At 70.3% G+C, this 12777-nt stretch carries 13 protein-coding genes; 8 read left to right on the top strand and 5 right to left on the bottom strand.

From position 1 onward, the window contains the following. Positions 1–62 precede the first annotated feature (62 nt). The 7 genes from PV646_RS16350 to PV646_RS16320 all read left to right on the top strand — a co-directional run bounded on the left by PV646_RS16350 (position 63) and on the right by PV646_RS16320 (position 6215). The gene (locus PV646_RS16350) at positions 63–1208 is read left to right on the top strand and encodes a PucR family transcriptional regulator (RefSeq protein WP_500342654.1); all 1146 of its coding nucleotides are present in this window, start codon (positions 63–65) and stop codon (positions 1206–1208) included. A 97-nt stretch (positions 1209–1305) separates the two neighbouring features. Next, positions 1306–1863 carry an RNA polymerase sigma factor gene (locus PV646_RS16345; protein ID WP_500342653.1) on the top strand — a complete coding sequence of 186 codons (558 nt, stop codon included), beginning with the start codon at positions 1306–1308 and terminating at the stop codon, positions 1861–1863. Positions 1864–1939: 76 nt separating this feature from the next. Then, on the top strand, positions 1940–2728 hold the full coding sequence (locus PV646_RS16340) for a zf-HC2 domain-containing protein (RefSeq protein WP_500342649.1): 789 nt from the start codon (positions 1940–1942) through the stop codon (positions 2726–2728). Further along, on the top strand, positions 2725–3483 hold the full coding sequence (locus tag PV646_RS16335) for an ABC transporter ATP-binding protein (RefSeq protein ID WP_500342644.1): 759 nt from the start codon (positions 2725–2727) through the stop codon (positions 3481–3483). The genes PV646_RS16340 and PV646_RS16335 overlap by 4 nt, the downstream gene beginning before the upstream one ends. A 79-nt stretch (positions 3484–3562) precedes the next feature. Next, positions 3563–4306, top strand: coding sequence for an ABC transporter ATP-binding protein (locus PV646_RS16330; protein ID WP_500342642.1), 744 nt, complete (start codon positions 3563–3565; stop codon positions 4304–4306). Further along, positions 4303–5655: a hypothetical protein gene (locus tag PV646_RS16325; RefSeq protein WP_500342639.1), complete on the top strand. Its 1353-nt coding sequence runs from the start codon at positions 4303–4305 to the stop codon at positions 5653–5655. The genes PV646_RS16330 and PV646_RS16325 overlap by 4 nt, the downstream gene beginning before the upstream one ends. Beyond that, entirely contained in the window at positions 5652–6215 is a 564-nt protein-coding gene (locus PV646_RS16320) for a hypothetical protein (RefSeq protein ID WP_500342637.1), read from the top strand. Before PV646_RS16325 ends, PV646_RS16320 begins: the two co-directional genes overlap by 4 nt. On the opposite strand, the gene PV646_RS16315 is transcribed toward PV646_RS16320, so the two are convergent. The 5 genes from PV646_RS16315 to PV646_RS16295 all read right to left on the bottom strand — a co-directional run bounded on the left by PV646_RS16315 (position 6212) and on the right by PV646_RS16295 (position 11138). Then, positions 6212–7420 carry a GDSL-type esterase/lipase family protein gene (locus tag PV646_RS16315; RefSeq protein ID WP_500342635.1) on the bottom strand — a complete coding sequence of 403 codons (1209 nt, stop codon included), beginning with the start codon at positions 7418–7420 and terminating at the stop codon, positions 6212–6214. The genes PV646_RS16320 and PV646_RS16315 overlap by 4 nt on opposite strands. Before the next feature lie 59 nt (positions 7421–7479). Then, positions 7480–8136: a response regulator gene (locus tag PV646_RS16310; RefSeq protein WP_500342633.1), complete on the bottom strand. Its 657-nt coding sequence runs from the start codon at positions 8134–8136 to the stop codon at positions 7480–7482. After that, positions 8133–9257 (bottom strand): sensor histidine kinase, encoded by a 1125-nt coding sequence (locus PV646_RS16305; RefSeq protein WP_500342631.1) that lies wholly within the window; start codon positions 9255–9257, stop codon positions 8133–8135. The genes PV646_RS16310 and PV646_RS16305 overlap by 4 nt, the downstream gene beginning before the upstream one ends. Beyond that, the gene (locus PV646_RS16300) at positions 9254–10081 is read right to left on the bottom strand and encodes a CPBP family intramembrane glutamic endopeptidase (RefSeq protein ID WP_500342629.1); all 828 of its coding nucleotides are present in this window, start codon (positions 10079–10081) and stop codon (positions 9254–9256) included. Before PV646_RS16300 ends, PV646_RS16305 begins: the two co-directional genes overlap by 4 nt. A gap of 67 nt (positions 10082–10148) precedes the next feature. Further along, complete coding sequence (locus PV646_RS16295; protein WP_500342628.1) at positions 10149–11138, bottom strand: MerR family transcriptional regulator; 990 nt, start codon at positions 11136–11138, stop codon at positions 10149–10151. Positions 11139–11349: 211 nt separating this feature from the next. Here PV646_RS16295 and PV646_RS16290 point away from each other — a divergent pair, with 211 nt between their 5' ends. Continuing rightward, complete coding sequence (locus PV646_RS16290; RefSeq protein WP_500342627.1) at positions 11350–12315, top strand: TerC/Alx family metal homeostasis membrane protein; 966 nt, start codon at positions 11350–11352, stop codon at positions 12313–12315. Positions 12316–12777: the final 462 nt, after the last annotated feature.

The following is a 12777-nucleotide window of genomic DNA, read 5'->3' as shown; positions in this document are numbered from 1 at the left end:
GCGTAAAGTCCTGTCCGTAGGACGTGAATCTGAACCGCTGGATTGTTCGCAGGGAACAAATCGTGACACACGCAATGAGGAGAGCCACCGAACTGGCCCTCGATGAGAAGACCGTGACCGCACTGCGGGCGGTTCTGAGGCCGACGGCCGACGAGGTCGTCCGCGCCATCATCACCGAGGTGCCTTCGTACGCGAACGCACTTTCCGGCCGCATGGGCGGCACGATCCGCCGTGCCGTTCGCACGGCGCTCGGACTGTACTTGGACCTCGCCAGCGGCACAGGAGGAGGCGGCGACGCGAGCGACGCGGCCTACGAACTGGGCCGAGGCGAGGTGCGCGACGGCCGCTCGATGGACGCCCTGCTCAGCGCCTACCGGGTAGGCGCCCGCGTGGCGTGGCGAGGCCTGGCGGCAGGCGCCGTACCAGCGGGTCTGCCCGCCGCGGAGGTCGCGAAGTTCGCCGAACTGACCTTCGCCTACATCGACGAACTGTCCGCCGCCTCGGCCGCCGGCCACGCCGACGAACTGGCCGCCCGAGGCCTGGCCCACGAACGCCACCTCGAACAACTGGCCCGCGACCTGCTGGCCGGCGCGAGCACCGAGGTGCTCCTGGCGTCCGCCCAGCGAGCGGCCTGGCAACCACCCACCACGCTGACCGCCGTCCTGCTCCCCGCGTTCCAGGCCCGCCCCGCCAACCGCCTGCTGGACCCCGGCACCCTGGTGCTGGACGACCTGCCGGACTCCACGGGCGTGCTGCTCGTGCCCGATGCCGACCGCACACACCTCTTGCGGCAGCTCATCGGCCGTAACGCCGTCGTAGGCCCAGCCCGCCCGTGGATGCGAGCCTCTGCCTCGTACGCACGAGCGGAACGCGCGCGCTCGCTCTCCCCGGACATCCGTGACACCGAGGAACACCTCGCAGCCCTGGTCCTGAGCGCAGACCCCGACGCCTACGCCGACCTGCGTGCGCGCGCGCTCGCTCCGTTGCAGACCCTGTCCGCCACGTCTGCTCGGCGCCTGGAGGAGACGTTGCGTGCGTGGTTGCTGCATCACGGACGGCGTGAGGAGGTCGCGGCGGCGCTGTTCGTGCACCCGCAGACCGTTCGGTACCGGATGCAGCAGCTTCGTGACCTGTTCCCGGACCTGGGGTCTCCGCAGCGGGTTCTGGAACTGACTCTGGCGGTGGGGCTGCCTGCGGCTTCGGCCTAGTTTTGGTCAACACTGAAGCCATCGAGGCTGTCGAGCGCAGTGGCGCACGCCACACCGGCGCGAGAACCTGGCGCACGATCTCGACGTCTTGCGGAGTGTGAGAGCCATCCGGGGTGAGCCGGCCGACCTCGACGAGGAACAGCTCGTGCGCCGAGTCGCACGGGGTGATCGCCGCGCGTTCGAGGAGCTGTACCGCCGCACGTCACCGTGGCTGGCCGGGCGGCTGCGCCGGCGTTGTTCGGACGAGCAGATCGTCGCCGAGGTGCTCCAGGAGACCTACCTGGCGGTGTGGCGGGCGGCCGACGCCTTCGCCGGGGCCGCGGCGGGTGGCAGCGCGGTCGGCTGGCTGTGGACCATCGCGGCGCGGCGGCTGATAGACGCGTTCCGCCGGCGTGCCCACCACGCGACGCCTCCCACCGCCGCCGCGCCCTCGGTGGCCGCCGGTGCCGACGAGGAGGTGCTCGACGGGGTGGTCGGGGACGAGGTGGGGGACGCGCTGCGCCGGTTGGCGCCGGAGTTGCGGCAGGTGTTGCAGGCGATGGTGCTCGACGGGTTGTCGGTGCGGGAGACGTCGGTGCTGCTCGGGGTACCGGAGGGGACCGTCAAGACCCGTGCCCGGCGGGCGCGGATCGCGATGAGGGAGGCGCTGGCATGACGGCATACCGATCTGTGCGCGCGACCACGACGGCCACCACCTCACGACCACCCGACGCGACGAAGGAGGCGCGACCATGACGACCCACCACCCCGGCGACCACCTGCTGCGCCGCTACTCCGAGGGCGGCACCATCCCGGCCGACGAACTCTGGGCCGTCGAGTCGCACCTCGAGACCTGCGCTCCCTGCCGCGCCCGGCTCGCCCCGGACCCGACCGCCGAGGCCGTCTGGGCCGGCCTCTCCCCCCTGCTCGACCACACCCCGCAGATGCCGCGAGCAAAGCCGTGGCGGCGCGCGTACGGCTGGGTCTCGCCCGCGGCGGGACCGTGGCTCGCGATGATCCTGCTGGTCACCGCGGCGGCCGTGGCCCTGGACCGCGCCGGGTTCGTGGTCGGCGACCGGGTGTCGCTGGTGCTGCTGATCGCGCCTGTCCTCCCGGTCCTCGGTGTCGCCGCGTCCTGGGGGCGGGCGCTGGACCCGGCGTACGAGCTGACCGCCGCCACGCCCCGCGCCGGGTTGCCGCTGGTGTTCCGGCGGACCGCGGCGGTGCTGGCCGTGGTGGTGCCGGGGCTCGCGATCGCGAGCCTGCTGACCGGTGCCGGGTTCGCCCGGTGGCTCCTCCCCTGCCTGGCGTTCACCGTCGGCACGCTCGCGCTGGGCACCTTCGTCGGCGTCACGCGTGCCGCGATCGGGCTCGTGTCGGTGTGGGCCGTGGCGATCGTGGCGCCGACGATCGCGTTCAGCCGCACCGCCGTCGCGCTCGGCCCCGAGGCCGCACCGGCGTGGGTCGCGGCGCTCGGCGCCGGGGTGGTCGTGCTCGTGGTGCGCAGGATGGCGTTCACCCGGCTGGAGGGGCACCGATGACCGCGCCCACCACGTACGCGTGGGAGATCGAGGCTCGCGATCTGCGGATCAAGGCCGGGCGGCGGATGGCGGTCGACGGGGTCACGCTCACGATGGGGCGTGGTGTGCACGGATTGCTGGGGCCCAACGGCGCCGGCAAGACGACGCTCATCCGCACGCTGGCGACCGTCCTGAAACCCCGGAGCGGGGAGCTGACTCTCCTGGGCGGCATGGACTTGCGGCACCTCCGCAGACAGGTCGGGTACCTGCCGCAGGAGTTCGGGCACTACCGGCGGTTCACCGTGCGGGAGTTCGTCGCGTACGTGGCGTGGCTCAAGGAGATGCGGGACATCCCGGCGGCCGTGCAGCGCGCGATCGAACGAGTCGGGCTCGCGGACAGGGCCGACGACAGGATGAAGACGTTGTCCGGCGGGATGATCAGGAGGGTCGGCATCGCGCAGGCGATCGTGAACGACCCCGAGATCCTCCTGCTCGACGAACCCACGGCGGGCCTGGATCCCACCCAGCGCCTTCGATTCCGCGAGTTGCTCACCGAACTCGGCACCGACGCGTGCGTGGTCGTCTCGACACACCTCGTGGAGGACGTTGCCGCCGCGTGCACCGACGTCGTCCTGCTCTCCCGAGGAAAACTCGTCTTCCAGGGCACGCCGGGCCAGCTGGCGGCCCAGGGCACGGAACAGCACGCGGGCGACAGCCCTCTCGAACGCGGCTACAGCGCGCTGCTCGGCATCCCCGACCGCCCCGGGTCGTGGTGACCGTCGTCACAACGAGAACCTCGTGAGCCCCGTCGCCGTCTTGCCCGTCAAGAACGGAAAACACTTGAGGGAGAACAGGATGCAGGCGATCGAAGCCGACAGCCTGGTGGTGCGCATGGGCAAGCGCAACGCGGTGAACGGGCTCAGCCTCCGGCTCGGCCGGGGTGTCCACGGACTGCTCGGCCCGAACGGCGCGGGCAAGACGACGTTGATCCGCACGCTGGCGACGGTGCAGACACCGACCGCGGGAACGTTGTCACTGCTGGGCAACGGCAAGCTGAAGGACGTCCGGCGGAAGCTCGGCTACCTGCCGCAGCACTTCGGCTATTACAAGCGGTTCAAGGTGCGGGAGTTCGTCGAGTACCTGGCATGGCTCAAGGAGATGCCGCAGAAGCAGATCCCGGACGCCGTGAAGGACGCGCTGGAACGGGTCGGGCTCTCCGACCGCGCCGAGGACAGGATGAAGTCGTTGTCCGGCGGCATGGTCCGCCGGGTCGGCATCGCGCAGGCCATCGTCAACAGGCCCGAGCTCCTGCTCCTGGACGAGCCGACGGTCGGCCTGGATCCCGCGCAACGCCTCAGGTTCCGCGAACTGGTGGCCGAACTGGGCCAGCAGGCCTGCGTGCTGATCTCCACGCACCTGGTCGAGGACGTCGCGGCGGCATGCACCGACGTGGTGCTCGTGAACGAAGGATCCCTTGTCTTCCAAGGAACTCCGGCTGATCTCGCCACCGCAGGCACGGCGACGCACGTCGGCGACAGCCCCATCGAACGCGGCTACACGGCGCTGATCAGCGCGAAGTCCGCCGGGGGTGCCTGGTGACCGGGCTGCGCATCGAACTGCGGCGTTCCACCGCGCTCTGGGCCGGACTGCTCGTGCTGGTCTCCGGCACGGGAATGCTGCTGCTGATCACGTCGGCGAGCCCGTGGTGGGAGCGCAACTCGACGTCGGCGGTGCTCGTGCTCCGGCTCCCCCTGGCCTACGTGTGGGCGCTCGTCGTCGGATTCGCTGTCTTCCAAGGCATGCGCGACAGCCGGGCGGGAGTGACCGAGCTGTTCGGCGCCACGTCCCGTCCCGGCTGGGTCAGGCTCGGCACGCTCGCCGTCGCGGTGGCGGGCACGGTCGCGGTGGCGGTCGCGTTGTTGTGCGCGGGGCTGGTGGCCAAAGTCGTTCTCGGCGGCGGGTTCGTGTCGGTCGGGTTCGTCCCGCTCATGCTGACCGTGGTGCTCGCCCTGGCGTCGAGCGTCCTGCTGGGACTCGCGGTGGGCCGGCTGCTGCCGCACCCGCTGACCGCGCCGGTGGCACTGGTGGCCACGTTCATGCTCGCGACCACGGCGGGCAGGGCGCTCGAAGCGCTTGCTCCCGGCGACGAGATCTCCCGGCTGGCCCTGCTCACGCCCGTCCTCGACCCGCCCAACTCCGACCTCGTCACGACGTCGGCGTCGGTCGACCTGGGCCAGATCGTGTGGTTCACCGGCCTGGGCGTGACGGCGTTCCTCCTGCTCGTCGCACGAACCCACCTCGGACGCCTCACCGCGCTCGTCCCGGCCGGGCTGGCCGTCGCGCTCGCCCTCGCGGTCATGCCCGCCAAGTACTCCGACATGCTGGTCACCGACTCCATCGCGGGCAAGCTCGTGTGCGAGGACAGGATCTGCGTGAGCCAGGTGCACGCGGACGGACTGCCCACCGTCGCCGCAGCCGGGCGGGACGCGCTGGCGAAGCTCGCTGTGCTGCCCGGCGCGCCCACCGAGATCCGCGAGGACACGTCGGCGATGGCGCATCTCACCGTGCCCCGGCGGGATCAGCGGATCGTCTACCTCCCGTCGCAGGGCCGTCCCGCGGTGACGGCCATGACCAAGGACCAGGTGCGGCTCGAACTGCTCGCCGGTGCGGGCGTTCCGACCTGCGCGACCCCGAACACGTTCAACACCTACGGAGCCATCGTCCGCTACGTGACCGCCGGCTACTTCCACGGCGAACTGGCCGAACTCGCGTCCGACTCCTTCATGTGGGGGAACGCCCGGATGCGCGCCGAGATCGACCAGGCGTGGCAGCAGTTCCGCGGCCACTCCCCGGACGACCAGCTGAAGCGGGTCGCCCAGGCCCGGCAGATGTTGCTGACGTGCGAGGACTCCGAGCGCGTGCTCGACGTGCTGAAGGCGGGCCGATGAGGCCGCTCGCGCTGTACGCGCAGTCACGCGGAGTCCCCGCGGCACTGGTGGTTCTCCCGGTGGTGGTGCTGATCGCCTGGTCGGCGCTGCACTCACCGTGGACGGCGCTCAGCGCGTCGCTGACCACGCTGGCCGCCGTGCTGGTGACCACGACCGGTCTCGCGGGCCAGGACCCGGAACTCGACTCCTCGACCGCCGTCCCCTGGCCGTTGTGGCGCCTCGGCCACCTCCTGCTCGCCACGGCGGTGGCCGCCGCGAGCGTGCTGCTGGTGCAGAAGCTCGGCTACGAACCGTTCGACGCGGCGTTCGTCGTCCGCGACACGGCAGGCATGATCGGCCTGGCTGGGCTCGCCGCCGCGGTGGCCGGGGCCAGGCTCGCCGCCTCCGCACCGGTGCTGTGGTGGGCGGTGGCGGCGATCATGCCGCCGGCGGAGTCGACGCTCGGCCGGATCGTCACGTGGCCGGTCGGCGACCCGGCCGACACCGTGACGCGCTGGACGGCGGGAGTGCTGTTCGTGAGCGGGATCGCCGCCTACAGCCTCCGCGGCGGTCGGCGTTAGCCGAGGTCCTCCACCGCGATGTAGTCCGCGATCGCCTGCTGCCCCTGGATGTTCGCGTGCACGCCGTCACCGGTGTCGTAGCGGGTGTTGACGCTGTTCGGCCTGATCGGGTCCTCCAGCACCTGGTCGAAGTCCTGCACCGAGGCGCAGGTGTCCGAGCAGTCGCCACCGCGCTTCACGACGTCGTTGACGGCGTGGCGGACCAGGTTCTGCTGGTCGCTGTAGCCGGGCCGGGGCGTGATGGGCGTGACGTGCACGGCGATCCCGGCCTGGCGCAACCGCTGGAACACGGCGCGGTAGCTGGTGACGATGTCGTTGGCGGAGCAGCCGTTCGCCACGTCGTTCGTGCCGTAGTAGTAGATGACGTCGGTGACGCCGTGCAGTGCGAGAACGTCCCTTTCCAGCCGCGCCAACGCATCCAGGCCGACGAAGGGCGCCGAGGTGTTCGGGCAGACCGCGCTGGTGGTGCCGCTGATGCCGGCGTTGGCGACGGCGTGCTGCGGACCGGGTGAGGCGACGATCCGGCGGGCCAGCACGTCGGTCCAGCGCTTGTTGGTCCCGAGTTCGGTGCAGCCGGGGCCGCAGTTCGTGCTGCCCACACCGTCGACGACGGAGCTGCCGAACGGCACGACCGTCCCCTTCAGTCGTGGGTTGAACACGTCGACCGCGCTGACCACGTACGTCGACTGGACAGTTTGCGTGAACTCGGTGCCCTGACCGGCGGTGTGGTCACCGGAACCGGGCGGGGTCAGGTAGTTGTCGCGGAACGCGGACTCGTGCCGGCCTGGCACGGCGTCACCCGAGACGTACAGGCTGACCGCGAGATCCGTGTCCGGCGCGGTCTTCAAGGACGTGCGGTCGCTCCACAGCTCGCCGCCCGCCGGGATCGTCACCGCGCGACCGCCTCCGAACGTCACGTCGCGCGTACCCTCCACCGCCGCTCCACCAGCGCTCACAGCGACCGTCGCGTGGTCGATCGTCAACGGCTGCTTGCCGAACGTGTTCTGCACCCGGATCCGGACCGCACCGCCACCCTGGCTGAGGTGCGTGATCATCCGCATCGACTGGTCGTGCAGCGTGACGGGAGCGAGGTGCTGCTGCGACTGGGCCCACGAGGTGAACCAGAGGGGCCGGTCCGCCGCAGCCGACGGCGACAAGAGCGCTCCCACGGACAGGACGACTGACGTGATCACAAGGCTTCTCATGCCAGGGTTCTTACCGCTTCGTGACCGATCAGTCACGTCTTGTGATCGCGCGGTCAGGGTCAGGTCACCAGGCCGCGGCGGTACGCGTAGACGACGGCCTGCACCCGATCCCGCAGGTCGAGCTTGGTCAGGATGCGCGACACGTACGTCTTCACCGTCTCCTGGCTGATCACCAGGGCCGCCGCGATCTCGCTGTTCGACAGGCCCTCGGCGATGAGCCGCAGCACTTCCAGTTCCCGCGGCGCCAGCTGGGTTTCCGCGACCTCCCCGGCGGGCCGGATGCGCGCCGCGAACCGGCCGACGAGCTGGCGCGTCACCTCCGGCGCGAGCAGCGCGGCACCGCTCGCGACGGTCCGGATGCCGTGCAGCAGCTGGGCCGGCGGCGCGTCCTTCAGGAGAAAGCCGCTCGCCCCTGCCCGCAACGCCTCGTAGACGTACTCGTCGAGGTTGAACGTCGTCACCACGAGCACCTTGACGGGATCGGGGACACCGGCGCCCGCCAGCAGCCGGGTCGCCCCGATGCCGTCGAGCACCGGCATCCGCACGTCCATCACCACGACGTCCGGGGTCAGCCGCCCGGCGAGGTCGACCGCCGCGCGCCCGTCGCCGCACTCCCCCACGACCTCGAGGTCCGGCTGGGCGTCGATGATCGTGGCGAACCCCGTGCGGATGAGCGCCTGGTCGTCGCACACCAGCACGCGCACCGGTGCGGTCACGCCGGGTTCCCCGCGGGGATGCGCGCCCGGACCACGAACCCGCCGTCCCGCCTGCCCGCCGAGAACTCGCCGCCCAGCACGTCGACGCGTTCACGAAGCCCGGCCAGGCCGCGCCCGCTGCCTCCGACCGGCGTGGACGAGTTCGCGCCCTCGGTGCCGACCTCCACGGTGATTTCCCTTTCGCCGTAACGCACGTGCACGTTCGTCGGGTTGCCGTGCGCGTACTTCAGCGCGTTCGTCAACGCCTCCTGCACGACCCGGTACGCGACGGCTTCGGCGCTGCCCGCGTCCCGCGTCGCCTCGCCTTCCTCCGCGAACTCCACGGGCTGCCCGGCGAGGCGGGTCTGCTCGACGAGCGTGCGCAGGTCGCCCAGGGATTCCGTGCTGTGGTCCGGGTTCAGCAGGTCGAGCAGGTGCCGCAGGTCGGTCAGCGAACGCCTGCCCGTGTCGGTGATCGCCTGGAGCGTCTGGTCCAGCCGCTCCGGGGCCGCCGTCAGGTACCGCGCGGCCTCGGCCTGCACCACCATCGCCGTCACGTGGTGGGTCACCACGTCGTGCAGCTCGCGGGCGATCAACGTCCGTTCCGCGACACGGGTGGCCGCGGCGACGTGCACACGGCGTTCGGCCTCGGCGCTGCGGGAGAGCCGCAGCCACGCGCCGATCGCCCACGCGGCGGCCAGCGCCAGGTAGAACGTGACGAACCCGGCGACGCCCTCGGTCGCCCCGTTCAGGTCCAGCGCGACGGCCAGACCGGCGTACCCGGCGGAGAGCGCGATCACGGTGCCGCGGCGGTGGCGCGAGAGGTGCAGCCCGGCGCTGATCAACGCGATCGGCAGGGCCGTGCCGGCCACGGTGTGGTAGCCGCGCAACTGATCCACGGCGAACGCGATCGACACGAGCACAAGGCAGACCAGGGGCCATTTGCGGCGCACGACCAGTGGCAGGCACTCGCCCGCGATGACCGCGATCGCGAGCCAGTCGAACGGCCGGTTCGGCAGCCCGCCGAGCTGGGTCCCCTTGTCGTGCAACGCGGGCACCAGCGAGCCCAGCACGAGGAACAGCGCGAGTGGCGCGTCCTGGACGCGGACGTCCCAGCCGCGCCACCGCTGGAGGCTGATCACGCGCCGAGCGTAGCGGCCGGGGTGGTGCGGCCACGGCGGGGCACGATGTTCCCGCGCCGCCGGGCCAGCCACAGGAACGCCGCCGTGACCACCACACCGGCCACCACCGAGTAGACGCTCGCCTCAGGCCCGAAGTCGCCACCGGTGAGGATCGCCGGGCCGGACGTGACGCCGTCCAGCAGGCCCTGCGGGGCGTTCTGGCCGGAGACGCTGGTGCTGAAGATGCCGCCCTGGGCGAAGTTCCACGCGAAGTGCACGCCGATCGGCACCCAGAGGTTGCGCGTGGCCACGAAGGCCGCGCCGAGCATCAGCCCCGCCTCGATCGCGATGGCGAGCGAACTCCACACCGAGGCACCGGGGTTGGGGAAGTGCGCGAAGCCGAACACCAGCCCGCTCAGGACCAGGGCCAGCCACGTGCCGATCTTCTCCTCGATGATCCGGAACAGCACGCCCCGGAACAACAGCTCCTCCATGACCGCGACCGCCACCATGAACCCGAGGATCGCGAGCGCGCCGGTCAGCGAACCCCACCCGCGCACCTCGTACCCGCCGAGGAACGCGATGTTCGCGATCACCGCGGCGAACATCGCGAGTCCGATGAGGACACCGCGCCCGAGTGCGGCCGGAGCGGTCTTCGGCGAGACCTCGGAAGGCTCGCGGTGTTCGGTCTTCCGCACGACCCAGGCGTACGCGGCCAGTGCCAGCGCCGCCGACAGGAACCCGGCGACCAGGGTGAGCGGCCAGTTCCACCCCAGCGCCTGCATGCCTTGCCCACCGGCCAGCGACACGACCGCCACGACGACCAACTGCTTCAGAAATCGCATGACCGGAACGCTAGGGACTTGCCGCGTCGCGAACGTTCCCCCGCAGTGGACATTCGCGTGTAGCTCGCTAGGGGGACACGGATGCCTTCAGTGCCGCGGACAGCCAGGCGAACGGCATGAAATCGGCGGCCTGCTGCGCCGACCCGTCGATGATCGCCACCAGCGACTGGTACCGGATGTACGGATCGGCCGACGTCTTGTACTCCTCGAGCGACTCCAGGTGCCACCGCTCGATGTCCAGCACGTCGGCGGCCAGCTTCTCGCGGAACTCGGGACTGTCCGGGGTCTCGGCGAGCTCCCCGAGGTACGCCGTGTAGTCCGCCGCGATCTCGCGCCCCAGCGGCGAGTCCGCGGGTTCACCGGCCTGCTGCGCCTCCTGTGCCCGCACCATGATCTCGCCTCCCACCTTGAACGCGTCCACCATCGTCGCCGACGTCATCATCGCGGCGCCGGGTGCGGAGAAGGTGCTGTGCAGTGCCTCGCGCACCTCGCGGCGGAAGCCCGCGTCCCGCAGGAGGTCGGCCAGTTCGATCCACGCCTCCAGCTGTTCGGTGGACGGCTCGTCCGGCAGCACCAGCGGCCCGTTGCGCATGAGGTCGACGAACTCGGAACTGATCTGGAGGCCTTCGCTGATCTCGGCCCAGAAGTCGTCCATCAGGCGGTCGCGGTCCTCGTCGGACATCCCGGCGAGCTTGTGCAGGAGGACCACCTGTTCCGCCTCGGTGTGCTGCTTGGCGATCGTGCGCAGCACGGCCCTCCGGGAGCGGATGCGCCGCGCCTGGTCGTCCAGGCGCGCCAGGTGGGCGGTCGCGAGGTCGGTCAGCGTCACGCTGCCGTCGAGCAGCCGCCGGATGTCGTCGAGACCCGCGTCGAGGTCGCGCAACGTGCTCACGAACTCCAGGCGGGCGATGGCGCGCACGTCGTAGTGACGGTGCCCGGCGTCGGTGACGCGGGTGGGCGCCACCACACCTTCGTCGGAGTAGAAGCGGATGGCGCTGACGCTCAGCCCGGTGCGGCGCGCCACCTCACCGATCGAGTACAGCCTGTTGTCGTCCATGGCACCTACCATCGAACCTCGAGCCGCTTGAGATGCAAGCCACGAACGGCTTACTTGAGCATTACCATCTCTTTACCTATGCTGTCCGGCGAGGGGGTACTTCCCAAGCGTCTGCCCGGTCAGTACGGACATCCGTAAGGTGTCCTCGGGAGGCCACCCGCAGAGGGTGAAGGAGACCTCGAACGATCCCGTTCGAGGAGGTCCTGTGCCCGTGGCATCCGTGGCATCGCCCGCACTGTGGTTCATCAGCATCGCGGTGCTGCTCGGTCTGCTGGTCGTCGACTTCCTGGTCACACGGCGCCCGCACGAGGTGTCGATCAAGGAAGCGGCCGGTTGGTCCGTCTTCTACCTGACGCTGCCGCTCGTGTTCGGCCTCTGGCTGTGGTTCGAGTTCGGCAGCGGTCAGTCGTTGGAGTTCATCACCGGGTTCGTGGTGGAGAAGTCCCTCTCGGTGGACAACCTGTTCGTCTTCATGCTTCTTCTCGCGGCGTTCAGCGTCCCGTCGGAGATCCAGCAACGCGTGCTGCTCTACGGCATCATCGGCGCACTGGTGCTGCGCGGCATCTTCATCGCGGCCGGTGCCGCGATGCTGTCGGCCGGCACGTGGGCGTTCCTGGTGTTCGGGCTGGTCCTGTTCGCGTCGGCGGTGAAGATCCTGCAGTCGGCCCTGTCCGGCGAGCCCGCCGAGAAGGACACCTCGAAGATGCGGTCGGTGCGGCTGCTGCGCAGGCTGATGCCGGTCACCGACGACTACCGCGGCACGAAGATGCTCGTCCGCGAGAACGGGCGGCGCGCGCTCACCCCGCTCGCGATCGTGGTGGTGGCGATCTTCGCGACCGACGTGGTGTTCGCGATCGACTCCGTGCCCGCGGTGTACGGCATCACCGAGGACCCGTACCTCGTGTTCACCACCAACGCGTTCGCGCTGCTGGGCCTGCGCGCGCTGTACTTCGTGCTCCAGTCCGTCCTGGCCAAGCTCGTGCACCTCAACCACGGTCTCGCGATCATCCTCGCGTTCATCGGGGTGAAACTGGTGCTGCACTGGGCGCACGGCGTGTGGCCAGCCGTGCCGACGATCCCGACGCCGCTCTCGCTGGCCGTCATCATCGGCACGCTCGGCGTGGTCACCCTGACCAGCCTCCGTGCCAACCGCGCGGAACCAGCCAGCGTGGACTGATCACCATGGCCACCGCGCGCCTGATCGAGTTCCTCGTGGACGTCAGCGTGACGCTGCTCGTGCTGACCGCTCTGCTGATCGCGTGCGCGGTGCTGGCCTCCAGACCGTAGGTTCGACGAACTCGGCACCCTTGGAACCTGGCTCGTCCGGAGCCCGCCTCGGCGAGCCAGGTTTCTGGACGCTGCAAGGGGCGATCGCCGGCACGTCCACTCATCTGTCCAGAACGATCACACGCTGCATTTTTCACGTCGACATGGAATCCTTCCGATTAGGCCGTTAGAGGGACAATCTTTCGTCGTACCTGCCACACACCATCGACTGTGTAATGGTTCGGCCCGCAGAGGCGATACGCGGCGTAGTTGAGGTTCCCCAATGCCGCAACCCAGCCCGTCGACCTCGCACCAACAGAAGCCGCAGCGATACCGGTGAGCCCAGCTCCGCTATCGCCGTATGACCCTACCG

The sequence above is a fragment of the Streptomyces sp. ID05-26A genome, from assembly GCF_033794685.1.
GTDB lineage: Bacteria > Actinomycetota > Actinomycetes > Mycobacteriales > Pseudonocardiaceae > Lentzea.
The sequence above is the reverse complement of the archived record's forward strand: the minus strand, read 5'-3'. Positions and strand labels throughout refer to the sequence as shown.